This is a genomic window from Microbacterium sp. LMI1-1-1.1 (assembly GCF_040815675.1).
In the GTDB taxonomy this organism is placed as follows: Bacteria; Actinomycetota; Actinomycetes; order Actinomycetales; family Microbacteriaceae; genus Microbacterium.
Genome location: NZ_JBFPNN010000008.1, coordinates 19954 through 44901, shown reverse-complemented (window position 1 = coordinate 44901; position 24948 = coordinate 19954). Strand labels below are relative to the sequence as shown.

At 71.4% G+C, this 24948-nt stretch carries 23 protein-coding genes and 1 pseudogene; 16 read left to right on the top strand and 8 right to left on the bottom strand.

Annotated features, from left to right (window positions below; all coding sequences use genetic code 11):
• The first annotated feature begins 59 nt into the window (after positions 1 to 59).
• The 10 genes and pseudogenes from MRBLMI1_RS09905 to MRBLMI1_RS09860 form a co-directional block, all read left to right on the top strand.
• Positions 60 to 1358, top strand: a complete 1299-nt coding sequence (locus tag MRBLMI1_RS09905) for an ABC transporter substrate-binding protein (RefSeq protein ID WP_367733673.1) — start codon at positions 60 to 62, stop codon at positions 1356 to 1358.
• Positions 1355 to 2278, top strand: coding sequence for a carbohydrate ABC transporter permease (locus MRBLMI1_RS09900; protein ID WP_367731689.1), 924 nt, complete (start codon positions 1355 to 1357; stop codon positions 2276 to 2278). The genes MRBLMI1_RS09905 and MRBLMI1_RS09900 overlap by 4 nt, the downstream gene beginning before the upstream one ends.
• Positions 2275 to 3159, top strand: a complete 885-nt coding sequence (locus MRBLMI1_RS09895; protein ID WP_367731637.1) for a carbohydrate ABC transporter permease — start codon at positions 2275 to 2277, stop codon at positions 3157 to 3159. Before MRBLMI1_RS09900 ends, MRBLMI1_RS09895 begins: the two co-directional genes overlap by 4 nt.
• Positions 3160 to 3175: 16 nt before the next feature.
• The gene (locus tag MRBLMI1_RS09890) at positions 3176 to 5941 is read left to right on the top strand and encodes a hypothetical protein (RefSeq protein ID WP_367731635.1); all 2766 of its coding nucleotides are present in this window, start codon (positions 3176 to 3178) and stop codon (positions 5939 to 5941) included.
• Positions 5931 to 7028, top strand: coding sequence for a glycoside hydrolase family 88 protein (locus MRBLMI1_RS09885; protein WP_367731633.1), 1098 nt, complete (start codon positions 5931 to 5933; stop codon positions 7026 to 7028). Before MRBLMI1_RS09890 ends, MRBLMI1_RS09885 begins: the two co-directional genes overlap by 11 nt.
• Positions 7025 to 7858, top strand: a complete 834-nt coding sequence (gene kduI / locus MRBLMI1_RS09880) for a 5-dehydro-4-deoxy-D-glucuronate isomerase (protein WP_367731631.1) — start codon at positions 7025 to 7027, stop codon at positions 7856 to 7858. The genes MRBLMI1_RS09885 and kduI overlap by 4 nt, the downstream gene beginning before the upstream one ends.
• A gap of 16 nt (positions 7859 to 7874) precedes the next feature.
• A complete protein-coding gene (locus MRBLMI1_RS09875) occupies positions 7875 to 8642 on the top strand; it encodes an IclR family transcriptional regulator (RefSeq protein WP_367731629.1) in 768 nt (255 codons plus the stop codon).
• Positions 8639 to 9562, top strand: a complete 924-nt coding sequence (locus MRBLMI1_RS09870; protein ID WP_367731627.1) for a sugar kinase — start codon at positions 8639 to 8641, stop codon at positions 9560 to 9562. The genes MRBLMI1_RS09875 and MRBLMI1_RS09870 overlap by 4 nt, the downstream gene beginning before the upstream one ends.
• Before the next feature lie 10 nt (positions 9563 to 9572).
• Complete coding sequence (locus MRBLMI1_RS09865; protein ID WP_367731625.1) at positions 9573 to 10178, top strand: bifunctional 4-hydroxy-2-oxoglutarate aldolase/2-dehydro-3-deoxy-phosphogluconate aldolase; 606 nt, start codon at positions 9573 to 9575, stop codon at positions 10176 to 10178.
• Between the two features lie 344 nt (positions 10179 to 10522).
• Positions 10523 to 11140, top strand: a pseudogene (locus MRBLMI1_RS09860) (DUF998 domain-containing protein); the annotation flags it as partial.
• Between the two features lie 445 nt (positions 11141 to 11585).
• On the opposite strand, the gene MRBLMI1_RS09855 reads toward MRBLMI1_RS09860, so the two are convergent.
• From MRBLMI1_RS09855 to MRBLMI1_RS09845, 3 genes are all read right to left on the bottom strand, one after another.
• Positions 11586 to 14765 (bottom strand): efflux RND transporter permease subunit, encoded by a 3180-nt coding sequence (locus MRBLMI1_RS09855; protein ID WP_367731623.1) that lies wholly within the window; start codon positions 14763 to 14765, stop codon positions 11586 to 11588.
• Between the two features lie 227 nt (positions 14766 to 14992).
• Positions 14993 to 15367 carry a fluoride efflux transporter FluC gene (locus MRBLMI1_RS09850; RefSeq protein ID WP_367731621.1) on the bottom strand — a complete coding sequence of 125 codons (375 nt, stop codon included), beginning with the start codon at positions 15365 to 15367 and terminating at the stop codon, positions 14993 to 14995.
• Positions 15364 to 15732: a fluoride efflux transporter FluC gene (locus MRBLMI1_RS09845; protein WP_367731619.1), complete on the bottom strand. Its 369-nt coding sequence runs from the start codon at positions 15730 to 15732 to the stop codon at positions 15364 to 15366. Before MRBLMI1_RS09845 ends, MRBLMI1_RS09850 begins: the two co-directional genes overlap by 4 nt.
• Positions 15733 to 15920: 188 nt before the next feature.
• Here MRBLMI1_RS09845 and MRBLMI1_RS09840 point away from each other — a divergent pair, with 188 nt between their 5' ends.
• Together MRBLMI1_RS09840 and MRBLMI1_RS09835 are read left to right on the top strand one after the other, a co-directional pair.
• On the top strand, positions 15921 to 16400 hold the full coding sequence (locus MRBLMI1_RS09840; protein ID WP_367731614.1) for a transporter substrate-binding domain-containing protein: 480 nt from the start codon (positions 15921 to 15923) through the stop codon (positions 16398 to 16400).
• On the top strand, positions 16397 to 17377 hold the full coding sequence (locus tag MRBLMI1_RS09835) for a cation diffusion facilitator family transporter (RefSeq protein ID WP_367731612.1): 981 nt from the start codon (positions 16397 to 16399) through the stop codon (positions 17375 to 17377). Before MRBLMI1_RS09840 ends, MRBLMI1_RS09835 begins: the two co-directional genes overlap by 4 nt.
• 113 nt (positions 17378 to 17490) lie before the next feature.
• Here MRBLMI1_RS09835 and MRBLMI1_RS09830 read toward each other — a convergent pair whose 3' ends face one another.
• Both MRBLMI1_RS09830 and MRBLMI1_RS09825 read right to left on the bottom strand, forming a co-directional pair.
• Positions 17491 to 18456, bottom strand: coding sequence for a DNA topoisomerase IB (locus MRBLMI1_RS09830; protein ID WP_367731610.1), 966 nt, complete (start codon positions 18454 to 18456; stop codon positions 17491 to 17493).
• 2 nt (positions 18457 to 18458) lie between these two features.
• The gene (locus MRBLMI1_RS09825; RefSeq protein WP_367731604.1) at positions 18459 to 18728 is read right to left on the bottom strand and encodes a DUF7218 family protein; all 270 of its coding nucleotides are present in this window, start codon (positions 18726 to 18728) and stop codon (positions 18459 to 18461) included.
• A 220-nt stretch (positions 18729 to 18948) separates the two neighbouring features.
• On the opposite strand from MRBLMI1_RS09825, the gene MRBLMI1_RS09820 reads away from it, so the two are divergent.
• The 3 genes from MRBLMI1_RS09820 (at position 18949) to MRBLMI1_RS09810 (ending at position 21287) form a co-directional block, all read left to right on the top strand.
• Positions 18949 to 19695, top strand: coding sequence for an LPXTG cell wall anchor domain-containing protein (locus MRBLMI1_RS09820; protein WP_367731602.1), 747 nt, complete (start codon positions 18949 to 18951; stop codon positions 19693 to 19695).
• A 138-nt stretch (positions 19696 to 19833) separates the two neighbouring features.
• Positions 19834 to 20685, top strand: coding sequence for a DUF4097 family beta strand repeat-containing protein (locus MRBLMI1_RS09815; RefSeq protein WP_367731570.1), 852 nt, complete (start codon positions 19834 to 19836; stop codon positions 20683 to 20685).
• Positions 20685 to 21287 carry a PadR family transcriptional regulator gene (locus MRBLMI1_RS09810; protein WP_367731568.1) on the top strand — a complete coding sequence of 201 codons (603 nt, stop codon included), beginning with the start codon at positions 20685 to 20687 and terminating at the stop codon, positions 21285 to 21287. Before MRBLMI1_RS09815 ends, MRBLMI1_RS09810 begins: the two co-directional genes overlap by 1 nt.
• A 34-nt stretch (positions 21288 to 21321) precedes the next feature.
• On the opposite strand, the gene MRBLMI1_RS09805 is transcribed toward MRBLMI1_RS09810, so the two are convergent.
• On the bottom strand, positions 21322 to 21825 hold the full coding sequence (locus MRBLMI1_RS09805) for a universal stress protein (protein WP_367731566.1): 504 nt from the start codon (positions 21823 to 21825) through the stop codon (positions 21322 to 21324).
• Between the two features lie 141 nt (positions 21826 to 21966).
• Between MRBLMI1_RS09805 and MRBLMI1_RS09800 the strand changes: the two genes are divergently transcribed.
• On the top strand, positions 21967 to 22149 hold the full coding sequence (locus tag MRBLMI1_RS09800; protein ID WP_367731564.1) for a DUF3073 domain-containing protein: 183 nt from the start codon (positions 21967 to 21969) through the stop codon (positions 22147 to 22149).
• 109 nt (positions 22150 to 22258) lie between these two features.
• Here the strand turns inward: MRBLMI1_RS09800 and MRBLMI1_RS09795 are convergent, their stop codons facing one another.
• Both MRBLMI1_RS09795 and purF read right to left on the bottom strand, forming a co-directional pair.
• Entirely contained in the window at positions 22259 to 23476 is a 1218-nt protein-coding gene (locus tag MRBLMI1_RS09795; protein ID WP_367731562.1) for a CynX/NimT family MFS transporter, read from the bottom strand.
• Positions 23473 to 24948 (bottom strand): amidophosphoribosyltransferase, encoded by a 1476-nt coding sequence (gene purF / locus MRBLMI1_RS09790; protein ID WP_367731486.1) that lies wholly within the window; start codon positions 24946 to 24948, stop codon positions 23473 to 23475. The genes MRBLMI1_RS09795 and purF overlap by 4 nt, the downstream gene beginning before the upstream one ends.

The following is a 24948-nucleotide window of genomic DNA, read 5'->3' as shown; positions in this document are numbered from 1 at the left end:
GTCAGCAGGCGCCGGGAATGAGCCCGGCAGCGTGAATCAAGGAGGATCTCGTGGCACACATGCGAAGGCGCATCGGCGCGGCTCTGGCGGTCGGTCTCGCCGTCTCCCTCGTCGCGGGCTGCGCGCCGGGCCCGATCGAGGACGACTCGCCGCAGGAGGTGCAGTCGATGGACCCGGCGGACTTCGCCGGGAAGACCCTGACGTACATGTACTTCACGGACGGCCCCGACGAGCAGGCGACGCGGGACCTCGTCGCCCAGTTCGAGCAGCAGTACGACGTGACCGTCGACCTCGAGATCCTGCCGTACGCCGACATGGTGACCTCGACGCTGAACCGCCTCTCCGGCGGCAACGCCCCCGACGTGGCCCGGCTCACCAGCCTCACCGACTTCCGCGACGACCTGCTCGAGCTCGACCCCTACCTCGGCGACGACTACGCGGACCAGTTCCTTCCCGGGCCGCTCGAGGCCGTGCGCAGCGACGACGGCGCCCTGCTCGCGGTTCCGAGCGATCTGACGATGAATGGTCCCTTCGTGAATCTCGATCTGTTCGAGCGCGCAGGAGTGCCCGTTCCCGAGAAATGGACCTGGGACGAGATGATCGCCGCCGCCACGCAGGTCAAGGAGGCGACCGGCACGCCCTACGCCTTCGCGATGGACAAGTCGGGGCACCGTCTGTCGACGGTGCTCAGCGAGTACGGCACCTATCTGCTCGGCCCCGACGGCAACGCCCTGGACGTCGACACGGCCGTCGAGGCCCTGCAGCCGCTCGTCGACATGATGGCCGACGACGACATGCCCGCCGACTTCTGGCTCGGCTCGGGATCGCGTTACGCCGGCGCGAACGAGATCTTCCTGTCGGGAGACGCCCCCGTCTACCTCTCCGGCAACTGGCAGGTCGCCCAGTTCGCCAAGAACGCCGGGTTCTCCTGGGCGGTCGCGCCCAACCCCTGCGCCGAGCAGTGCGGGGGCTTCCCGGGAGGGAAGTTCATGGCCGCCTTCCGCGAATCCGAGAACCCCGCCCTCGCCGCCGAGTTCCTGCGCTTCATGAACGACACGGAGCACCAGGAGACCTTCGTCGCCACGGCGGGCGCCCTCTCCACCCGCAAGGACCTGTCGGAGACCGGCGTGACCTACGCGGACCCCGTCACCCAGACGGCGATGGACACGTTCCGGGCCGATCTGCTCATCACCCCCGAGGCGGGCTTCGCCTCCAATGCCAACCCGGCCTTCGCCGCGGCGGCGACCGACCTCGTCGAAGCCGTCTCCCTGGTCGTCAGCGGACAGACCGATCTGCGTTCCGCTCTGACGACCCTCGACGGGCAGATCGACGACCTCGTGGCGGAACTCGACCGATGACCACCGTCACCATGACGACCTCCCGGCCGCCGCGCACGCGGTGGTCGGGGGGTCGGTGGGGCATGCGCCTCGCCCCCTACCTCTTCCTGCTGCCGAACATGGCGATCTTCGCCGTCTTCACGATCTACCCGGCGGCCAACGGCTTCAACATGTCGCTGTACGAGTCCAACAACGGCCGGACGTTCCGGCCCGTCGGCCTCGACAACTACTCGCGCATCCTCTCCGATGACGAGTTCTGGGGCGTGGCGCGCAACACGGTCGTCTACGCCCTGGCCTTCGTCGTGCTGGGCACGCTCATCGCGCTCACGATGTCGGTGCTGGTGAATGCGCAGCAGCGCGGAAAGACCTTCTTCCGCGCGGTGTTCTTCATCCCCGTCCTGGTCTCGCCGGTCGTCGTCGGCCTGATCTGGAACTGGATGCTGGAACGGCAGAACGGCCTGGTCAACACCGCGCTCGGCTGGATCGGCATCCCCGCGGTCCCCTGGCTCGTCGAAGGCCCGGCCGCGATGGTCGCCATCGTCCTCGTCGGGATCTGGATGCAGATGGGGTTCTACCTCCTGATCCTTCTCGCCGGCCTCCAGTCGATCGACCCGAGCCTGTACGAGGCGGCTCGCATGGACGGCGCGAACTGGTGGCAGCAGTTCCGCTCGATCACCGTTCCGATGCTGCAGCCGAGCCTCGTCGTGGTCGTGGTCCTCGCCACGATCCACGGGTTCCAGTCCTTCGACTTCATCTACACGCTCACTGGCGGCGGCCCGGTGGGTGCCACCACCCTGATGGTCCAGTACATCTACGAGAACGGCTTCCAGTCGCCCATCCGCTACGGCATCGCCACCGCCGGGGGCGTGCTGCTGTTCCTCGTGGTCTTCACGCTCACCATCGTCAACTGGCTGATCAGCCGTAAGAGGGAAGCCGTATGAGCGCCACCCGCACACTCACCACGGCCGAGCGTCCCGCCCGGACGTGGACGTCGCTGAGCCCGAAGAGCCCGAAGGTGTCCGACGTGCTGCGCGTCGTCATCCTCGTGGGCGGCGCGCTGGCGTGCCTCATCCCCCTGCTGTGGATGTTCCTCGGGTCCTTCAAGTCGCAGAGCGAGCTCGCCGCCCGACCGCCGTCGTTCCTCCCCGACTCCTGGGGCCTCGACAACTACACGGAGGCACTGAGCAGGTTCAACTTCGTCCAGTACCTGACGAACAGCGTGATCGTGACGGTCGCCGCGACCGTCCTGACGGTCGTCATCAACGCGATGGCGGCCTACGCCCTGGCCAAGTACAACTTCCGCGGGAAGAACGTGCTGTTCCTGCTGACCCTGGCCACCATCATGATCCCGCTGCAGGTCATCCTGATCCCGGTGTATCAGGTCGTGGCATCCCTCGGTCTGGTCAACACCCTGTGGGGCATGATCATCCCGGCCGCGGCAACGCCCACCGGGGTGTTCCTGCTCCGCCAGTACATGCTGTCGATCCCCGACGAGCTCATCGAAGCGGCCCGCGTGGACGGTTCGGGCGAGTTCCGCACGTTCGTGCGCATCGTGCTGCCGCTGTGCACCCCGGCCTTGGCGGTGGTCGCCATCTTCTCGGTGATGTGGCGGTGGAGCGACTTCCTCTGGCCGCTCGTCGTCGCCCAGAGCGAGTCGGTCTACACCCTGCCCGTGGCCCTCGCCCGCTTCAACGCCGAGCTCACCGTGCCGTTCAACCTCATCCTCGCGATGGGCGTGGTCTCGACGATCCCGGTCCTGGTGATCTTCCTGATCTTCCAGCGCCAGATCGCCACCGGCATCGCGAACACCGGCATCAAGTAACGCCTCCGGAGAACACATGACTGACCCGACCGCGCCCACGGGGCGCACCGTCCACCTGACCGATGCGGACGGGACCGTCCGCGACTGGCTCGTCTCCCCGGCCTGGGCCCTCCCGTGCACGGACCCCGACCGGTTCCTGAACGCCTCGGGCGAGCCCTGGGGCGGCGGGCGCCGATACACCGACGGACTCCCGGATGCCGCCGACGGACGCTGGGTGCTGACCCAGGGCCCCGACGTGGCGATGCTGAAGGAGCGGATGCTCGACGCGCACGCGATCGACACGGACCAGCGCCTGCCGGAGGTGACGGAGGGCGGACCCCTCTCTTGGACGGCCTTCGACCGCACGTTCGACGGCACGTGGCGCCGCGTCCGCACCGGCTGGGACGGTCTCGTCGACTGGTCCGCGTTCTGCTTCACCCCGGAGTACCGGGCGTCCCTCGCGGCGACGGTGCTCGAGGTCGACCAGGCCGAGTGGCGCACCCTCGAGCTGCACACGACGGGGCCGTTCGTTCTGTGGGTCGACGGAGGGGTCGTCCTGTCGGGCGGGACGGTGTCGTACATGGAGCCCGAGGTGCACCGCGTCCGCGTGCGGCTGCACTCACGCACCACCGCGATCCACCTCGCGACGTGGCAGGTGGCGTTCCGCGAGGTGCGCCACATCGCGCGCCTGCGTGTGGTGGGACTCCCCGTCCGCGTCGTCATCCCCTCGCCCGGCGCCGATGAACACGCGGCGGCGCTCGCCGAGGGCGTGCTCGCGCGCGTCGGCTCGACGAGCTGGGCGCGCACGGGCGACGTCGCGGACCTCGTCGCGCCGCGCGACGTCCGCCTGCGTGTGCGGGTGGGCGACGGCTCCTGGCAGCACGTGCAGGCCGACCCGCGGGGACGCGTGACGTACTCGCTCGCGGGCGCCGCCGAGGAGGAGGACGAGGGCGCCGACGTGGAACGCTCGGCCGGGGCCTCGATGCTCTCCAGCGGCGAGACGATCGTCGAGGTCGGACTCGACGACGACCGATGCCCGCAGACAGTGCGCCTCCGCGTCGCGCCGCTGCCCTCCGACAGCGTCGAGCGCAGCGCCGGCGACCCTGCCCGGTGGCGTGCGGACGTGCTCACCCACGTCGCGGCCGACGGCGACGACGTGCGCGAGGCGGGGGTGGCCGGGGTCCTCGCGCGGTTCGCGCTGGATCCGTCGACCCGGGTCACGGCCGACGACCTGTCGTCCGCCCGCCACCGCATCGTGACCCGCGGCGACTGCGCCGACTTCGAGGTCATCGCGTTGCTGTTCGCCTGGCATTGGATCCCCGAGGCCCAGTGGGCCGAGGGTCTGCGGGAACAGGTGCGGCGCGAGCTGACGGCGATGAAGTACTGGATCACGCAGCCCGGGCTGGATGCCATGTGCTACTTCACCGAGAACCACCAGTTCGTCTGGCACGTCGCCGAGACGCTGGCCGGTGAGGCGTTCCCCGACGACGTGTTCACGGTCGACAGCCGCAGGGGGCGGGACCACGCGGACGAGGCCCGTCGCCGCGCCGCGGGCTGGCTGCAGCGCAAGCTCCGCGGCGGGTACAGCGAGTTCGACTCCAACGCCTACCTCGCCATCGACGCCTACGCGATGACCGCGCTGATCGAGCTCGCCGCCGACCGCCGGCTGACCCCGGCGGCGACGACCCTGCTGGACAAGACGCTCGTCACCCTCGCGAGCAACTCGTGGCGCGGCGTGCACGGCGCCGCGCACGGGCGGTCGTACGTGCACACGTTGCGCAGCAGCCGGTACGAGGAGACATCGCCGATCCTGCGCCTGATCGCGGGGGTCGGGACGCTGAACGACGCGGTTCTGCCCGTCACCGCCCTCGCCCTCGCCCGGGAGTACCGCATCCCCGAGGTGGTCCGGGAGCTCGCGCGCACCGAGCCGGAGCTGTGGGAGGGGCGGCAGGTCTACCGCGGCGAGCTCGCCTTCGAGCGCGACCTGCTCTCCCGCCCGTACCGCTCCGACCTCCGTGTGCATCGCACCCCCGACGTCATGCTGGCGAGCGTCCAGGACTACCGCGCGGGCCTGCCGGGGCTCCAGGAGCACCTGTGGGGCGCGACCCTCGGACGCGAGACCCAGGTCTTCGTCACGCACCCCGCCAACGCCGACACCGGGTCGGCCGCCCGCCCGAACGGCTGGGCGGGTCACCGCGTGCTCGGCCGCGTGCATCAGCACGCCGACGTCGTGGTCCACCTGCAACGCTTCACCACGACGGATCCCCGGGCCGCGACCCACCTGTGGTTCCCGACGGCGCAGTTCGACGAGATCCACCGGGACGGCGACTGGCTGTTCGGGCGCCGGGGCGACGGGTACGTCGCCATCGCGACCGACGGCGGTGTGCGCGCGGTCCGCGCCGGCGACACGGCGGACCAGGAATGGATGCCTCGACGTGGCGGATCCGCCTGGATCGCCGTCGTGGGACGCCGTGCCACGGGCGGCGAGTTCGCCGCGTGGACGCGAACGCTGGCCGAGAGCGCCGTGGAGTGGCATCCGGATCCCGAGAACCCGGGAGTGCGCTGGCAACCGGCCGGCCGCGCGGAGGTCGAGGTCGGCTGGGACGGCCCCTTCCTCGTCGACGGGACGCCCGCCGGGTTCGAGGACGGACGCATCGCGCCCGAGCCGCACCTGTCCAACCCCGCCGTCACGCTCCGTTTCGGCGACGACGCCGCCGACGTGGTCTGGGGCGGCGCGACCCTGCGTCTCGACATCGCCGCGGCGGTCGCCGCGACCGAGGAGGTGATCGTCGATGGCCGGTGAGGACCTGTCGTCGGCCGAGTCCGCCTCGGCGCCGCTCCCTCCGCTGACGGCCGACCGGTTCTCGGCGGAGCAGCGGCGCCTCGAAGACGACGTGCAGCGCGCGACGGCCGAGAGCGGACTGACCCGGTGGTTCTGGGGCGAGGGCGTGTGCCTGCTCGCCGCCGTCCGCCTGGCCGAGGCTCGGGGCGAACGCACCCCCGCCTGGGTGGAGCGGTTCTTCGCGGCCTACGCCGACGCGCCCCCGACGCTCGAACACGTGAACAACCTCGCCCCGGGCGCCGCGCTCGCCCATCTGCACCGGGCAGCACCGACGGCGGCGAGCGCGTCCCTGATCGCGGCGAGCCTGGAATGGTACGCGGCCGCGCCGGAGGCGACGCGGACCGCCGAGGGCGCCCTGGAGCACTGGCCGGGCGGGGTGTGGGCCGACACGGTGTACATGGCGGGGCAGTTCCTGCTGCGCGCCGGCATCGCGCTGGACCGACCCGACCTGATCGCCGAAGCCGTGACGCAGTGGCTGTTGCACGCCGACCTGCTGCAGCATCCGGATTCGGCGCTGCTCGTCCACGGCACCAACGCCGGAGTGCGCATCGACTGCCACTGGGGCCGCGCCAACGCGTGGTTCGCGCTCGCGGGCGCGGACCTGCTGCGCACGACGGGCGACGAGCGGGTGCGCGCCCGTCTGGTGCCGCTGCTGCGGGCCGCCGTGGCATGCCAGCCCGATCACGGGGTCTGGGACGTGCTGCTCGACTCGCCGCCGGAGGTCCGCGGCATCCTGGAGACCTCCGCCGCCGCGGGCCTCGGGGCGGCGCTGCTGCGGACGGCGACCGCGTTGGGTCCGGGCGACCCGGTGTCGGCCGGACTCTTCCGTGCCGGAGAACGCGCGGTGCTGGGGGCGCTCGCCTACGTGCGCGACGGTCTGCTCACCCGCGTCAGCGCCGGCACCATCCTCCAGCTCATCCCGTTCGGTTACTCGGTCATCCGCGACGACCGTCCCCAGCCCTGGGGACAGGGTCTGGCAATGGAGGCCCTGGCCGCCTGGCGCGAGACGCACCCCGCCCCCACCGACCACGAGGAGAAGGCCCGATGACCGTCGAGACCCGTTACGCCCACAGCCCGTCCGCCGTCGCGGCGATGTCGACGTCGCAGCTGCGCGACGCGTTCGTCGCCGACCTCTTCGCGCCCGGCGAGGTGCGCGGCGTCTATCTGCACCACGACCGCATCCTGGCGCTGGGCGTCAGCCCGCTCGCCGAGCCGCTGGACCTCCCCGTTCCCGATCAGGTGCGGGCGCGCACGCTGCTGCAGCGCCGCGAGGCCGGTGTGATCAACGTCGGCGGCCCCGGCCGTGTCGTCGCGGACGGCTCGGACCACCCCCTCGCCCACACCGAGGCGCTCTACCTCGGGCGCGGCACGGAACAGGTGCGCTTCGTCTCGGACGACGCGGCCGACCCGGCGGCGTTCTACGTGTTCACGGCCACGGCGCACGTCGACCTTCCGACCACACGGATCGCCCGCGAGCAGATGAACGTGGTGGAGATCGGGACTCCGGATGCCTCCAACCACCGCACCCTCCACCAGTGCATCATCGAGGGTCGTACGCGCAGCGCCAACATCGCGTTCGGCTTCACCACGGTGCATTCCGGGAGCGCGTGGAACACGATGCCCCCGCACACGCACGACCGCCGGACGGAGTGCTACCTCTACTTCGATCTCGCCGAGGCCGACCGCGTGTTCCACATCATGGGCGAGCCCGACGAGACGCGGCACGTCGTCCTGGCCGACCGGCAGCTCGTGGCATCCCCGAGCTGGTCCGTCCACTTCGGCGCGGGAACCGGCCCCTACAGCTTCGTGTGGGCGACGGCGGGAGAGAATGCGGCGTACGACGATATGGACGCCGTGGTGACGGCGGACATCCGATGACGTGTGAGGACGCCCCATGACCGATCCCGCTGCGCCGCGCTCCGCCCTCGCGAAGGGCCTGGACATGCTCGAGGCCGTGCTCACCACCGACCGCCTCTCCGAGCTCGCCCGCGCCACGGGGATGTCGCCGAGCACCGCTCACCGGGTGCTGAACGAGCTCGTCAGCGCGGGGTGGGTCTCGCAGGACGAGGACAAGCGCTACCTGCCCGGTCGCCACCTGCACTCGATCGCCGGCCTCCTCCGGGAGGACGGGGAGATCGGCCGCGCCGCCCGCCCGTACCTCGAGGAGCTGCGCCGCGCGAGCGGGATGACCGTGCACTTCGGGATCGTGAAGGGCGACAGCGTCATGTACGCCGACAAGCTCGACGGCCTGGGCTCGTACCGGATGAAGTCCCGCGTGGGCGGCATCGTCCCGTTGCACTCGACCTCGATCGGCAAGGCGTACCTTGCGACCCTGCCGGACGTGCGCGTGGCCGAGATCGTCGACCGCACCGGGATGGAGAAGGTGACGGAGAACTCGCTGACGACCCGCGGCGCACTGCTCGAGGATCTTCTCACCACCCGTCAGCGCGGCTGGGCGCTCGACAACGGCGAGAACGAGCCCAGCCTGCGCTGCGTCGGGGCGGCGGTGTACGACGCGTCGGGCCGGGCCATCGGCGGAGCGAGCGTCTCGGCGCTGGAGTTCGAGCTGCCGCCGGGTCGCCTCGACAGCGTCGCCGTCGACGTCCAGCACGCCGCGTCGATGATCAGTCACGCGCTCGGACATCCGGGCCCGCGCACATGAGCGCGACCGAGGTGCTGTGCCTGGGCGAGGCGCTCGCGGTGATCACGGTCGCCGGCGACCTCTCGTCCGCGACTCCCCCACCCGTGCACGTCGGCGGCGCGGAGGCGAACGTGGCGCAGCACCTCGCCGCCCAGGGGATCGCTGCCGCGTGGACGTCGCGCGTGGGGGACGATCCGTTCGGCCGACTCGTCCTGGCCACGCTCTCCCGGGCCGGTGTCGACGTCTCCGGCGTGACCGTCGACCCGACGCATCCCACCGGGATGTACGTCAAGGAGGCCCGACCGGACGGCACGAGCGTCATGCACTACTACCGGAGCGGCTCCGCCGCATCGGCGATGGACGCCTCCGACCTCGAGCGGCTCCCCCTCGACGGCATCCGGTGGGTCCACGTCTCGGGAATCACCCCGGCGATCTCGTCCGGAGCGGCGGATCTGGTCGACGCGCTGATCGACGCGGCCCACGCCCGCGGCGTCCGCGTGTCGTTCGACGTCAACCACCGGCCGAGACTCTGGGCCGACCGGGACACCGCCGCCGACCACCTCCTCGCGACGGCGCAGCGCGCCGACCTCGTCCTCGTCGGCCGCGACGAGGCCGAGTCGCTCTGGGGCACCACCACCGCCGACGACGTGTTCGCCGTGCTGGACCGTCCCCCTCTGGTCGTCGTCAAGGACGGCGAGATCGAGGCTGTCGAGCTCGACCGCGCGACAGGACGGCGGACCGCCGTGCCGACGCCGATCGCCGCGATGGTCGAGCCCGTGGGCGCGGGCGACGCCTTCGCCAGCGGCTACCTCGCCGGACTCCTCCGCGGCGAAGACGCATCCGCCCGCCTGGCCCGGGGGCACGCCTGCGCCGGCTGGACGATCGGCGGTCCGGAGGACGTCCGGCCCGGCCATCACCCACTCGCCTTCATCCCGTCCTGAGGAGCCAGCCATGACGACCGCCTACTTCGACATCGCCTTCGACCGTCAGCCGCTGATGGGCGTCTTCCGCAACCTCTCCGCCGCCGCCGCTGTGGCGCGCGCCGAGAGGGCCTGGGATGCGGGCGTCCGCAACGTCGAGATCCCCGTGCAGTCGGCGGACGCCCTGCCGACCCTGCGAGCCGTCGTCGCCGCCGGGCGCGAGCGGGGCCTCGATGTGGGGGCCGGGACGGTCGTGGACGTCGACCAGTTCGCGGAGGTCTCCGCCGCCGGTGCGGCCTACACCGTGTCTCCGGGACTGGATGCCGACATCGTGCGCGCCGCTCTCGAGCGCGGCATCCCGCACCTCCCCGGCGTGGCGACTCCGAGCGAGATCCTCACCGCGCGGCGACTGGGGCTGAGGTGGCTGAAGGCCTTTCCGGCATCCGTTCTGGGCGCCGACTGGATCCGGGCGATGCGCGGTCCGTTTCCCGACGTGCGTTTCGTCGCGACCGGCGGCATGGTCCTGGATGCGGCTCCCGCCTTCCTCGCCGCGGGTGTCGGGACCGTCGCCCTCGGCGACGCCTTCGACGACGACGAGGCCTGCGAACGCATCGCGACGATGATGCGCGACGCCTGACCGGCCGGCCCGCGGCCGCCGCCGCCCGCCGCCCGCCGCCCGCCACGCCGAGATCACGTGATCTCGCGCCTCGATTCGCCCCCGTCCACCCGCCGACACGCGCGCAGAACGCGCTTTTGTCCCCCAAATGGGGGACACGGGATTTCCCCTATGACCTGGGAGGATTTCGCTTCAAGCCCTTTATCCTTAGGGGAGGCGGAAGGCTACCATCACGGGACGGCTTGCGCCGCACACCGAGGAGATCGAGGTCCACATCCTCGGATCTCTACCCGATAGTGCCGACGGAGGCCGGGGTCTCGCGGTGCCGGGGGACGCCTGCACCGTCCTGATGGAAAGTGCCCGACATGAGCATCGCCGTCTCCTCCGCCCGCCCCCTCGGAGGCCTCACGGCGTCCCGCTTCTCGCAGCGCCTCGCCGCGGTGCCGACGATGCATGTGGCGGGGCTGGTGCTCGTGGTGCTCGTCGGCGGCATCCTCGCCTCCATCCTCACCACGAGCGACCCCCAGTGGTGGCAGCTGCACTTCAGCCAGCTCGGCACGTTCCACGACCTCTCCGGGGGGCTGTTCAACAACACCCTCAAAGTGGGCGGCATGATCGTCGTCGTCTTCGCGGTGCGCGTGCGTCGGGACCTCGTGCGTCTCGGACGGACCGCCGCCCGCCGCGGCGCCGCCACCATGGCGCAGATCTGCCTGACGACCGTCGGGGTGAACCTCGCGCTGGTCGGCTGCATCCCGCTCAACACCATCAAGAGCCTGCATGACAACGTCGCCGCCATGATGGTGCTCGGGTTCAGCGCGCTGCTGCTCACGTCACCGATCCTTCTGCACCGCATGCCGATGCGCCTCCTGCTGACCACGGTGTCCGCCTTCGTGCTGCTCTTCGCCGGCGCGTGGCTGTTCGTGGACGAGACCATCAACCTCGCCCTGTTCGAGGTCATCGCTTTCGCGATCATGTTCGCGTGGTCAGGCGTCTTCACCCACTGCCTCGCCCTCCGCACCGCCCAGCTCGCCCCGGTCGGGACCATGGATGCCACGGCCCCGGCGTCCGCGCCGACCTCCGACGCGCGCCGGGTCGACGGCATCCCGTCCTCGCTGTCCGGTGGGACGCACGTCGTCCTGCGCCGGCGTGTCCGCACCTCGTCTGCGCTGCGGACCGCGGTGCTCGCGTCCCGGGGATCGGCGGACCGGACCGACACCCGCGGATGGGCGACGGGTCGTGACGGAAGCGACGGGCCCGGGTCGCGGCGCGGCGGCACCCGCGGCGCGACGTCGCCGAGCCGCGACGGCCGGCTCTCCGCGGGACCCCCTTCGGCTCAGCGCGCGATCGCGCCTCGGGCCACCGCTCCCGACGGGCGGGGGCGGGCGACGGTCAGCACGGTCGCAACCGACATCCGAAAGCGGGCGACGGTCAGCGGCGTCGCAGTGCCCGCCGGCTCGGCGCCGCGCCGGCGTCCGGCGCCGGAGCACCCCCGTCGCCGTCCCCCGCAGGAGCAGACGCGTCCGCAGCGCCGGAGCGCCGCGCCTCGCGCCGTTCCCGTGCTCCCTCGACGAGGTTGTACAGCGTCGGCAGCACGAGCAGCGTCAGCACGGTGGACGACACCAGACCGCCGATGACCACCACGGCCAGCGGCTGAGAGATGAAGCCGCCGTGCCCGGTGATGCCCAAGGCCATCGGCACGAGCGCGAAGATCGCCGCCAGCGCCGTCATGAGGATCGGGCGCAGTCGCCGCGCCCCGCCGACGATGACCGCGTCGTGCACGCTCAGTCCGCGGGTCCGGTACTGGTTCACCAGGTCGATGAGGACGATCGCGTTGGTCACGACGATGCCGACGAGCATCAGCGCGCCGATGAGACCCGCGACGCCGAGCGGCACACCGGTCGCCAGCAGCAGGAGGATCGCGCCGGTCGCCGCGAACGGCACCGAGATGAGCAGCAGAAGCGGCTGTCGGAGCGACTTGAAGGTCGCGACCATCACGACGTAGACGATCAGGATGGCCGCCAGCAGCGCCAGTCCGAGCTGACCGAACGCGTCCTGCTGGTCGGCGACGACGCCGCCCACCTCGGCGGTCGCCCCGGCCGGCAGCTCCGCCTCCGCCAGAGCGTCCCGAACCGAGGCCGACGAGCTGGCGAGGTCGTCGGACGTCGGGGTGACGGTGACGCTCGCGGTGCGGAGTCCCCGCGCCGTCGTGATCGACGGCGGCGTCTCGCTCGTCTCGACCGTCGCGATCTGGTCGAGGCGGACGGGGCCGGTGGCCGTGGGGATCTCGAGCGCGCGGAGCTCGTCGATGGTGGCGGGCCGGTCGGCGGCGGCGATGTAGACGGTGACGCCGCGGCCGTCGATCTCGACGGTGCCGGCCTGGCGCGGCTGCCCCGTGTTGGCGACGAGGGCGCCGACGGCGGTCTCGCTCAGTCCGGCCGCCGCGGCGGCGTCGCGGTCGACCCGCACGGACACGAACGGCAGCGACGCGGACAGGCTGCTCGTGACCTGCCCGATGCCCTCGCGCCCGTCGAGGGCGGCGACGACGGCGTCGTTCGCCTGCTGCAGCGCCTGCCCGTCGGGAGCGGTCACGTCCACGGAGATGTCGCTCGAGCCGAAGCCGCCGCCCGCCGCGGCGACCTCGATCTCCCCCGCGCCGTCGAGGGCGGACAGCTCCGTCCGCACCCGCTCGCGCAGGTCGACCTGGTCGGCGCCGGACTCGGTGGTGATCGAGTACGTGATCCCGGACCCGCCGCCCGAGAAGGCGTCGCGGAGGGCCGAACCGCTCGACCCGATGGAGGTCTGCACGGTCTCGACACCCGGGATGTCGAGCAGCACGTCCTCCACGCGCTGCGCCGCGGCGTTCTCGGCATCCAGGCTGGGGGCGGCCCCGATCTCCTGGGTGACGGTGAACGTGTTCTGGCCGGAGTCGCCGAGGAAGTCGGTCTTGAGCAGCGGATACGTCGCCACGGTGCCGCCGAGCACGAGAAGGGCGACGCCCAGCGTGGCCCACGAGTGCTTCAGCGTCCAGCTGAGGACCGGCACATACGCCTTCTGCAGCCGGGAGGGCGGCGCGGAGGGGGACTCGGGGTCGACGGGTTCGCCGGCGGCATCCCGGACGACCTTCCCCGGCTTGAGGAACCAGGATGCCAGGACGGGCACGATCGTCAGCGACACGAGGAGCGAGGCGGTCATCGCCAGCGTCACCGTGAGCGAGAAGGGGCGGAACAGCTCCCCGGTCACGTCGCCGACGAACGCGATCGGAAGGAACACCGCGACGGAGGTGATCGTGGATGCCGTGATGGCGGCGGCCACCTCGCGGACGGCGCGGATGATGGTCGGGATCTTCTCCGCGTCGCCGACGTAGTGCCGCTTGATGTTCTCGATGACGACGATGGAGTCGTCCACGACGCGGCCGATGGCGATGGTGAGCGCGCCCAGCGTGAGGATGTTCAGCGAGTACCCGAACGCCTGCAGGCCGATGAAGGTCGCGAGCACGCTGGTCGGGATGGAGATCGCCGTGACGAGCGTCGACCGCACCGACATCAGGAAGACGAGGATGACGACGACGGCGAAGGCGAGGCCGAGCAGGCCCTCCTGCGCGAGCGCTTCGATCGACTGCTGGACGAAGGGCGCCTGGTCGAACACGACGGTGAACTGCGCCCCGCCGAGAGCGTCCTCGAGGTCGGGCAGCACGGCCAGGACGCCGCGCGAGACGTCGACGGTGTTGGCGGCCGGCAGCTTGGTCACGGCGATGGTGAGGGCGTCCTGACCGTCGACGCGCGACAGGGTCGTGACCGGGTCCTGCTCCTGGACGACCGCAGCGACGTCGCCGATCGTCGTGGCTCCGGCGGCGAACTGCTCCGCGTCGGTGGGGACGAGCGGCAGAGCGCTGACGTCCTCGACGCTCGTGAGCTTGGCTCCGGTCTGGACGGTGAGCGTCTCGTCGCCGTCGGTCAGCTCACCGCCCGGGAAGAGCACGCCGTTCGCGTCGAGGGCGTCGGTGATGGCCTGCTGCGAGAAGCCGCGCTCGGCGAGCGCCGCAGTGTCGGGGGTGATGGTGACGCGCTGTCCGACTCCGCCGACGACCTGGGCGGCGTTGACGCCGTCGACGTCCTGGAGCTCGGGGATGACGGTGGACTCGAGCGTGGACTGGATCGTCTCGGCATCCGCGAACCCCGTCACCGCCAGCTGGATCACGGGGAAGTCGTCGATGCTGGCGGAGGCGACGGTCGTGTCGGCCGAGTCGGGCAGGTCGTCGTCGATGCGCCCGATCGCCGCGAGGATCTTCTGCTCCGCCGTGGCGAGGTCGGTGCCGTACGTGAAGGACGCGGACACGATCGACGCGTTCGTCGTGCTGGTGGCCGTCGTCGACTCGAGCCCCTCCACGCCCTGGATCGCGCTCTCGATCGGGGTCGACACATCCGCCTCGACGACGTCCGGCGACGCGCCGGGGTACGTGGTCACGACGGCGAGCTGCGGGAACTCGATCGACGGGATCAGCTCCTGCTTGAGGCTCGTCAGCGCCAGACCGCCGAACAGGGCGGCGACGATGGTCACGAGCGCGATGAGCGCGCGGTTCCTCAGGCTCAGGACAGCCAGGTAGGACACGGCGGAGGCCTCCGGGGGGCGGATCGGATGCCGCAACGCGGCTTTTCGATACAGAGGTGTATCGAATGCGAGTATCGCATGCCGGCCCGCCAGGACGGCGGGGTTGCGCCCTGAGTCGAGACAGTCGGGCCGCGTCGCCGGCGCGTTCCTCGCAGAAGGCGGCCGTTCTCGCAGGATTCCCGGCCGGAACGGCGAAATGCGCGTCGATGCGCGAGGAGGGAGCCGTGTCAGCCGGCGGTCAGCGCGTGGCCGAGGGCGAGTCCGAGCGCGGCGAACGCGACCGAGCCGACGAACGACACCGCGGCGTAGACGACTGACGCGCGGGTGCGGCCCTCCTCGGCGAGGAGGACCGTCGTCACCGCGACGGCCGAGAACGTCGTGTAGCCGCCGAGCAGGCCGGTGCCGAGGACGCTGCGCCATGTCGCGTCGGCGACGAGGGACGTCAGGATGCCGAGCGCCAGAGCCCCGGAGAGGTTGACCGCGAGCACGCCCCACGGGAAGCGGTCGCCCGCGACCCGCCGCACGGACGCGTCGACGAGGAAGCGCAGCGCCGCGCCGACGCCCCCGGCGACCGCGACCGCGACGAAGACGAGCGGCGTCATGCCGCTCTCCGGCCGCGACGACCGAGGAGGAGGCCCGCCCACGCCGCTCCGGTACCGAGGACGACCGTCGCGATCCCCCACCCCAGCAGGGCGGGATCTGCCGCCTCGACGGCGAGGGCGCTGTAAGTCGTGAAGCCGCCCAGCACACCGGTGCCGACGAACAGCTGGGTGCGGCGCGAGCGTGGGGTCGGCGGCATCCGGGATCCGATCCCGAACAGGATGCCGATGAGGAACGCTCCCGCGACATTGATCAGCGGGACGAGGGCCGGACCGAGGTCGCCGGCGACGAGGCCCAGACCGGCGCGGGCGGCGGTGCCGAGCGTCCCGCCGAGGGCGACGAGTCCGACGTCGCGCCAGGTGGTCATCGCGCCAGCCTAGGCCCCGCCCTGGGCGCTGACTTGCCGCAGATGTACGCGCGAGGCCCCGCCGCGCGTACATCTGCGCCCAGTCACGGCACGCGAGGCAGGCAGCGGGAACGGGGGCGGCGGCGCAACCCCCGCGACGAGGGCGGGCCGCCCGGTCCAGGATCCGAGAACGACAGCGAGGAGGTCCCATGTCCTGGCGCAGATGGATCGCGACCGGAGCCGCCCTGATGCTCGCGGTGGGTCTCACGGGATGCGGCCTGCAGATCCCCCGCGACCCCGACGGCACCCTCGATCGCGTGACCGGCGGACACCTGCACGCGGGCGTCACCCCCAACGGCATGTTCGTCCAGGTCGACGGCGGCGAGCCGACGGGCAGGGACGTCGAGGCGATCCGGGCGTTCGCCGACTCCCTCGACGCCGAGGTCGAGTGGACGGTCGGCGCGGAGGAGGCGCTGGTGCGCGGGCTCGAGAACGGCGATCTCGATGTCGTCGCCGGCGGTCTCACCGACAAGACGCCCTGGACGGACGAGGCCGGCATGACGCGGCCCTACGCCGAGGCGACGCTCGACGACGGCCGCACGGCGAAGCTCGTCATGCTCGTGCCCATCGGCGAGAACGCGTTCCTCTCGCGGCTCGAGACGTTCCTCGATCAGGAGATGGCCCGATGAGCCCCGAGACCACGAGCCCGGTGACCTTCGGCAGCACGACCCTCCCCGACCGGCAGGCCGAGGCCCTCCGCCGCGCGATCCGGCTCGAGTGGGTGACGATCGGCTGCCTCGTCGTGACCGCGACGCTCGTGCTCCTCGTCCTCGGCAACTCGCAGGCGATGAAGGCGGCGTGGGCGGAGGACGTGCTGTCGTTCATTCCCCCGCTGGCATTCCTCGCGGCCGTCCGGGTCAGCCGACGGCGCCCGACTCCGCGGCATCCCTACGGCTTCCATCGTTCCGTCGCCGTGGGCCATGTCGTCGCGGCGGTCGCGCTGACCGGTATGGGCGGCTTCCTCGTGGTCGACTCGGGGATCGGACTCCTGACCGCAGAACACCCGACCATCGGCACCGTCAATCTCTTCGGCGCGTCGATCTGGCTCGGCTGGCTCATGATCGCGGTGATGGCCGTGACGGCGGTGCCGCCCGTCATCCTCGGCCGGATGAAGATCGGGCTCGCCCGCGAGCTGCACGACAAGGTGCTGTATGCCGATGCAGACATGAACAAGGCCGACTGGATGACGGCGATCGGATCCATCGTCGGCGTGGCCGGGATCGGCATCGGATTGTGGTGGATGGATGCCGCCGCCGCCCTGTTCATCGCCGGCAGCATCGTCCACGATGGTCTGCGGAACCTGCGCTCCGCCGTCGTCGACCTGATGGACCGGCGCGCGACCACCTTCGACGGGCGCCACCCGCACCCGCTGGCCGAGCGCATCGACCAGTTCCTCGGAGAGCTGGACTGGGTCGACGCCGTCGGCAGCCGCGTCCGCGACGAGGGCCACGTCTTCCACATCGAGTCGTTCGTCGTGCCCCGGGATGCCGCCGTGCCGCTCGAGGCGCTCGAGTCCGCGCGCGAGGCGTGCGTCGCCCTGGACTGGAAGGTGCAGGACATCGTCCTCGTCCCGGTGCGGGAGCTGCCGGAGGTCGTCCGCCCCTGAGACGCGGACGCGCGCGTCCGGCTGGCCCTGAGGTGTCGCAGATGTACTCGATGAGCCCCCGCGCGCGTGCATCTGCGACAGGTCACGGCAACGGCGCGGGACGGACCCGCGGGTCACTCCCCCAGGATGAGGCGACGGATCGCGGCATCCTTCGAGCCGCCGAGGTCCATCGTGCGACCGCGGCGGTAGAGCGAGAACACGCGCGGGTCGATGTAGCTGGAGCGCGCGACGGCCGGGGTGTTGCCGAGGGCCTCCGCGGTCGCTCGCACGGCGGCCACCTCCGCCTTCTTCCGCTCGTTCTTCCCGCCGGTGGTGCCCGACCTGGCGAGGGCCTCCGCCGCGAGGATGGTCCCGCGGAGCGTACGGAAGTCCTTGGCGCTGAACGGCCCCCCGGTGAGCGTCCGCACGTAGGCGTTGACGTCGCCCGGCGTGAGCGGGACGCGCCGTCGGCCGCGCTTGTAGCTCAGCAGCGCCGCGCGGGAACGGCCCACCGCCAGCTCGGAGATGAGTGCCGCGAGCTCCGCGTCGTGGAGCGACAGCTCGGCGCGCTTGCCGCTCTTGGCGGGGAACGAGAGCCGGATCAGGTCACCCTCCACGATCGCGTCGCGCCGCTGCAGCGTCGTCAGGCCCCGGCTGCCGTTCGTCGCGAAGTAGCGGGCCGTGCCGACGCGCGGCGCCACCTGGTCCAGCAGACGGAAAGCGGCCGCGAGCACCCGTTCCCGGTCGGCCTCCGAGCGGCGCAACGACTGCGTGACCCGGGCCCGCGCACGCGGCATGGCCTCCGCCAGCTGCAGCGCGCGCGCGAACTTGCCCTTGTCCCGGCGCTTCGACCAGTCCGCGTGGTACGTGTACTGCCGGCGTCCGGCCTCGTCCGTCCCGACCGCCTGGATGTGGGCCCGCTCGTCCTGGGCGATCCACACCTCCCGCCACGCCGGCGGGATGACGAGCCCGCGGGCGCGTTCCGCGTCCCGCTCGGGCACGGCGGCGCCGGTGTGGTCGACGAATCGGAATCCCGTTCCAGACCGCACCCGGCGATAGCCCGGATCCTCGTACGGCCGGACGCGGATGAGTCGCGGCACCGTCAGTGGTTGCGGAGCATGTCGATCAGCTCCGCCTTCTTCTTGTCCGAGTACCCCGTGATGCCGAGCTCCTTGGCGCGCTTCTTCAGCTCGTCGACGGTGCGGTCCTCGTAGTCCTCGGCGTGCCCGCCGCGTTCGCCGACCTTGTCCCGCCCCTGTGCGGCGGCGGCGTTCGAGATGCGCGCGGCCTTCTCCTTCGAGTCGCCCTGCTCGCGCAGCTTCTCGTACAGGTCGGGGTCCTTCAGGCTGTTCGAGCCTCTCCGGTCGGGCATCGTCGTCTCCTCTCGATGGATGCCTCGACCGTAGGACCGTCGCCCGGGCCGCTCATCCGGGTTGACACGGCGCGACGACCCAGACTCGCCGAGATATCCCCGACACGGGCGAAATCAGGGTCGTCGACGGGTGAAAGGCCACCCGCCAAGCTGAGTGCTTCCTTAGCGTGAGGTCGGTGCGACCTGTAAAAGACTCGCCTCCCTCGCCGAAAGGACTCTCATGCTCGCCACGCGCTCTCCTCGCGTCCGTCGCCTCGCCGCTCTGCGCGGCGCGGCTGTCACTCTTCTGACCTGCGGTCTCGTCGCGGCCCCGATCGCCGCGCACGCGGAGACGACGCCCCCTCAACTGACGGAGGAGTATTTCGACGACGGCACCGTCGACGTGTCCCTCAGCGGCGGCGACGGAGGCGGACTGGCCGGACTGGCAAGCGCGCTCGACGAGGCGCTCTTCAACGAGGGCGCGCTTCCCGAGGGCGCCCGATACACCTTCATCTGCACCGACGCCGGCTGGTCGTACCCCGTCGAGGGCGGCGGAACGCAGCCTCTCAGCGGCGGCGTCGTGGACTGGTACTACACGACCGACGACAACTCCGGGCAGTTCGGTCGGATCACCCTGGACAAGTCCCGCTGTTCCGCCACCGCCGCGCCCGCTGAGGAGCCGGCGCCGGCGCCCGTCGACACCACGCCGACGATGGAGCCCGCTCCGGACTCGACCGCGGCGCCGGCATCGACGCCCGCGGCCGCGACCCCCGCCGCGGCCGCGCCCCCCGTCCCGACGTCGACCCCCGTCCCGACGTCGACCCCCGCGGTCGCCGTCGCCCCGGCGTCCACCGCCTCCCCCGCCGCTCGTCCGGCTCTGGCCGCGACCGGCGTGGACGTGAACCCGTGGGTCGCGACGGGAGGCGCCGCCGCCCTCCTCGCGGGGGTCGCGACGACCGTGGTCGTCCGACGCCGCCGCGTCGACTGACACATCCTCGGAAGGCGCGGCGCTCCAGCGGGGGCGCTGCGCCTTCCGCGTTCCCTCTTCCTCGCCACCTCTTGACGGAGACACGATATATCGCGATACTCGACGACAACGCGATATATCGCGAAAGGAGATGAAGGCATGAGTCTGGAGAAGTGGATCGTCCGACCGGGCGAGACGCGGGTCATCGACCTCGAGACGGTGCGCGAGATGAAGATCGGCCTCGTCGGAGGACAGGTCGACATCGTCGCGCACGACGACCCGGGCGCGCGCATCGAGGTGCACAACGTGACGGTCAAGGATCTGCGCATCGAGATGACCGGCGACAAGCTCGAGATCGACCACCCGCAGCTGCGGTGGGACAACTTCCTCGAGGTGTTCCGAAACTTCGGCTCCGGCGGACCCAAGGCCGAGATCAGCATCGCCGTGCCCCGCAGCGTGGTCCTCACGCTCGGCGTGGTCAGCGCGAGCGCCCTCGTCGCGGGACTGCGGTCCGACGCGAAGCTCAACACCGTCTCCGGCGACATCATCGTCGACGGGCTGGTCGGGGATGTCGGCCTGAACGCGGTCTCCGGCGACGTGCACGTGCGCGAGCTCGAGGGCGCCCTCAGTGCAAACAGCGTCTCGGGAGACGTGACCGCCACGGGCGCTGTCACCAAGGCCTCCATCGACACCGTCTCGGGCGCGATGCTCGTCGACTCGACCGGGCCCGTCCAGTCCATCAGCCTCAACTCGGTCAGCGGCACCGCGACGATCCGTCTCGACCGGGAGCTCCCCGCCACCTACGTCGCCCGCTCCGTGAGCGGACGCGTGCAGATCGACGGGAACGTCCGGTCCGGCTCCGGGCCGACCAACTTCACCGGCTCGACCGGGACCCTGGCCGGCAGCTTCGTCGACGTCCGCGCCAACACCGTCTCGGCGGACATCACGGTGCTGCGCCGCGGGGTGTCGGGCCTGCGTCCCGACGAGCTCGCCGGAGAGGAGGAGTGGTGATGAGCCCCGTCTTCTCGCACGGCGATCTCCGCCTGTACATCCTCAACCTGCTCGACGAGGCGCCCCGCCACGGGTACGACCTCATGCAGGCGCTCACCGACCGCACCGGCGGCACGTACTCCCCGTCCGCGGGCACGATCTATCCCCGGCTCGCCAAGCTCGAGGAAGAGGGTCTCGTCACCAAGACCGTCGATGGCCGCAAGACCGTCTACGCGATCACCGACGCCGGACGCGAGGAGGTGCGCTCCCGCGAGGGCGATCTCGAAGGCATCCAGGCCGGGCTCGCCGACAGTGTGCGGCTGATCGCCCAGGAGGTGCGCGGCAGCGTCAAGGACGCCATGCGCAGCCTGCGGGCGGACCTCGCCGCCGCCTCCCGGGAGGAACGCGAGCAGGCCTCGACCCCTGTGGACGATGCCCGCGGCCGCAGCCGCGAGCAGCTGCACCGGGCGGATGCGGCGATCAACGAGTTCCGGGGGCGGACCCGCTCCGAGCTGCGATCGCACGTCGCCCGCGGCGGCGAGCTCACCGAGGCCGCCGTCGACGCCATCGAGACGGCGCTCGCGCGGGCGTCCGACGCGGTCGCCGAGGCGACCCGGCGCTGAGCGTCCGGTCGCGGAGGCGACCCGACGCTGAGCGTCACTCCCAGACGAGCTCCTCGTCCGGCGGCACCGTCTCGCCCAGCGGCACCACGAGCACGGGACGGTGCTGCCGATGGGTGAGGCGGGCCGCGACGGAGCCGGTCAGGAACTCGCGGATCGACTCGCCGAGCCCCCGCTTGCGGGTGCCGACGACGAGGAGCGACGCGTCGACCTTCTCGGCGAGGTCGATGATGGCCAAAGCCGGGTCGCCGATGAGCTGCCGCACGCTCCACGTGGCGTCGGAGTCGGACAGCGCCCGCGCCGATGCCGCTTCGACGTCGGCGAGGGCGGCGCGTGCGGCCGCCCCGGCGACGTCGACCGTCGCCGAGTGCACATAGCCGTCCGGGTCCTCGAACGACACGAAGCGAGTGGTGTCGACGTGCACCACCAGCAAGGGCACCCGCGACAGGACGGCGTAGCGCGCCGCCTCCTGGACCAGTCGGGGGGACTGTCCCGGCACGACGGCCGCGATCACCGCCCGGCTTCCCGCCTCTTCGCTCATCAGGACTCCTTCGACCTCGGCCGGCAGTCTTCGCCCGGGGGCACCGTGATATCCTGGATGCTACTCTTACCGGCTCGTTCCGGAACCGCAATACGCAGGGCCCGCAGTCGGCCCTCGACGTCGATCGTGAGGGGGTCTCGCATGGGGCGTGGCCGTCAGAAGGCGAAGAACACCAAGATCGCCCGTGAGCTGAAGTACGACACCTATTCGGTGAACTACTCGGCTCTCGAGCGCGAACTGGGTGCACCCGCGTCGGGTGAAGACGCATACGTCGACAAGTGGGCCGACGACTACTCAGACGAGTACGAGGACGAGAAGGCCTGACCTCCTCCTCCCCCGCCGTGCAACGCCGCCCGGATGCTTCCTCGAAGCACCCCGGCGGCGTTTTCCTGTGCACGCTCGCCTCCGCGCGCGCTGATACACGGGGTCTCGCTCACCACTGTCGGCCGTTCCGTCGCTCCCACGCGGCCTCGATGGTCTCGGAGCGGGACGCGACGACCCCGGCCGGGACGGCCACGGCGATCACTCCGCCGAGCACGATCAGACCGACCGTCCAGCCGCCCGTCAGCTCGTGCGTGACGCCGAGGGCGAGCGGCAGCAGGGCGGCGAGGCCGTAGCCCACGCTCTGCACGATCCCGCTGAGGGCCACCGCCGTCTCATGCGACCGGGTGCGCAACCCGAACAGCACGAGCAGCAGCGGGAAGAGCAGGGGCGGGATGCCGAGGAGCACCACCCACAGGGCGGTCGCCGTCCCGGGTGCCACGAGCAGACCGGCGACCCCGGCCAGTCCGCCGACGACGGCCACCGCGTAGAACGGCCAGATCCGACGCGCGCGCGCCACCAGGACCGGCACGACGAGCGACACCGGCAACCCCATGAACGAGAAGAGCGCGAGCAGACCGCCCGCGGCCGTGGCATCCATTCCGGCGATGTCGACGAGGATCGAGGGCAGCCAGGCGAACGCCGTGTACGCCACCGACGCGTTCACACCGAAGCTCAGCACCAGCGCCCACGTCTGCGGGACGCGGACCACACGGGACAGCACCGACGTCCGCGCCTCCTCGATGCGGTCGGCGCGCGACGCGCGAGCACGGGCAGCCAAGGCGATCCACGGCAGCACTGAGGCGATCGCGACTCCCGCCCAGACGCCGAAGGACCCGCGCCAGCCGATCGCGGACGCGAGCGGCACCGCGACCAGTGGGGGCAGGAAGGTGGCGACCGCCATCGTCGTCGAGTAGACGGTCGTCATCAGTCCGATGCGGTCGGGGAAGTACTTCTTCACGACCGCCGGGATGAGCACGTTCGCGACCCCGACCGCGGCGAAGACGCCCGCCGTCGCGGCGAGCAGCGAGACCGCGTCGCCGGCGGACGCGCGCACCGTCAGCATGACCGCCGCCACGACGGCCGCAATGGTCACGAGCCGTTCGAGGCCGAGCCGGCGTTCGATCGCCGGGGTGAAGACCCCCGCGACCGCGAACGCGACGGGCGGCGCCATCCCGATCAGTCCGATCATCGCCGCGGGCAGGTCGAAGTCCTGACGGATGACGTCGACCAGCGGCGACAGCGAGGCGACGGCGATCCGGAGCGTCAGCCCCAGCAGGACGATGGATGCCGCGGCGAGCGCGACCAGACCCGCGCTGCGGCGGGTCAAGACTCCTGGCTGCCCTCGACCCAGGCCAGGTACTCCTCCGACACGGTGCCCGTCACGTAACGCCCGTCGAAGCAGCTCATGTCGAGGTCGACGAGGTCGGACCCCTCCATGATCGCCGCCTTCAGGTCGTCGACCTCCTGGTAGACGAGGTAGTCGCACCCGAGCTCCGCGGCGATCTCGGGGATCGTGCGGTCGTGGGCGACGAGCTCGTGACGCGACGGCATGTTGATGCCGTAGACGTGCGGGAAACGCACCGGCGGCGCGGCCGAGGCGAAGGTGACGCTCTTCGCACCGGCATCCCGAGCCATCTGGATGATCTCGCGGCTGGTGGTCCCGCGGACGATCGAGTCGTCGACGAGGAGGACGTTCTTGCCCTGGAACTCCGTCGACATGGCGTTGAGCTTCTGACGCACGCTCTTCTTGCGTACGGCCTGCCCGGGCATGATGAACGTCCGGCCGACGTAGCGGTTCTTGTAGAAGCCCTCGCGGTACTCGATCCCGAGCTTGCGCGCCACCTGCATCGCCGCCGGGCGAGCGGAGTCCGGGATGGGCATGACGACGTCGATCGCGCCGACCGGGGTGTACTTGGCGACCGTGTCGGCCAGGCGCTCCCCCATCCGCAGGCGGGTCTCGTACACCGAGACGCCGTTCATCACCGAGTCGGGACGGGCGAGGTAGACGTACTCGAACGAGCACGGCGCGAGGGTGGTGCTCGGCGCGCACTGCTCCGCGTGGAGGGTGCCGTCGAGGGAGATGAAGACCGCCTCGCCGGGCTCGACGTCGCGGACGACCTCGAAGCCGGCGTTCTCGAGGACGAGGGACTCGGATGCCACGATCCACTCGTCCCGCGGCTCGCCGCCCGGCACCTCGGTCGCGGGTCGCTTGCCGAGGATGAGCGGACGGATGCCGAAGGGGTCTCGGAACGCGAGGAGGCCGTACCCGGCGATCAGGGCGATCGACGCGTAGGACCCCTCGACGCGCTCGTGCACGCGACCGACGGCGCGGAAGACCTGCGCCGGGTCGAGGTCGGGACCGGTGATCTCGGACTGAAGCTCGGAGCCGAGGATGTTCACGAGCAGCTCGGTGTCGCTGCTGGTGTTCAGGTGACGGCGGTCCTTGTGGAAGAGCTCCGTCGTCAGCTCGCGCGTGTTCGTCAGGTTGCCGTTGTGCACGAGGACGATGCCGTAGGGCGCGTTGACGTAGAAGGGCTGCGCCTCCTCCTCGTTCGACGCGGTGCCCTTCGTGGCGTACCGCACGTGACCGAGGCCGATGCTGCCCAGCAGTGCGCGCATGTCGCGGGTGCGGAACGCCTCGCGCACCTGGCCGCGCGCCTTGTGGATGTGGAAGACGCCGCTGGACTCGGCGGTCGCGATTCCGGTGGAGTCCTGCCCCCGGTGCTGGAGGAGGAGGAGCGCGTCGTAGATCTCCTGGTTGACCGGGCCCTGCCCGGCCATGCCGACGATGCCGCACAT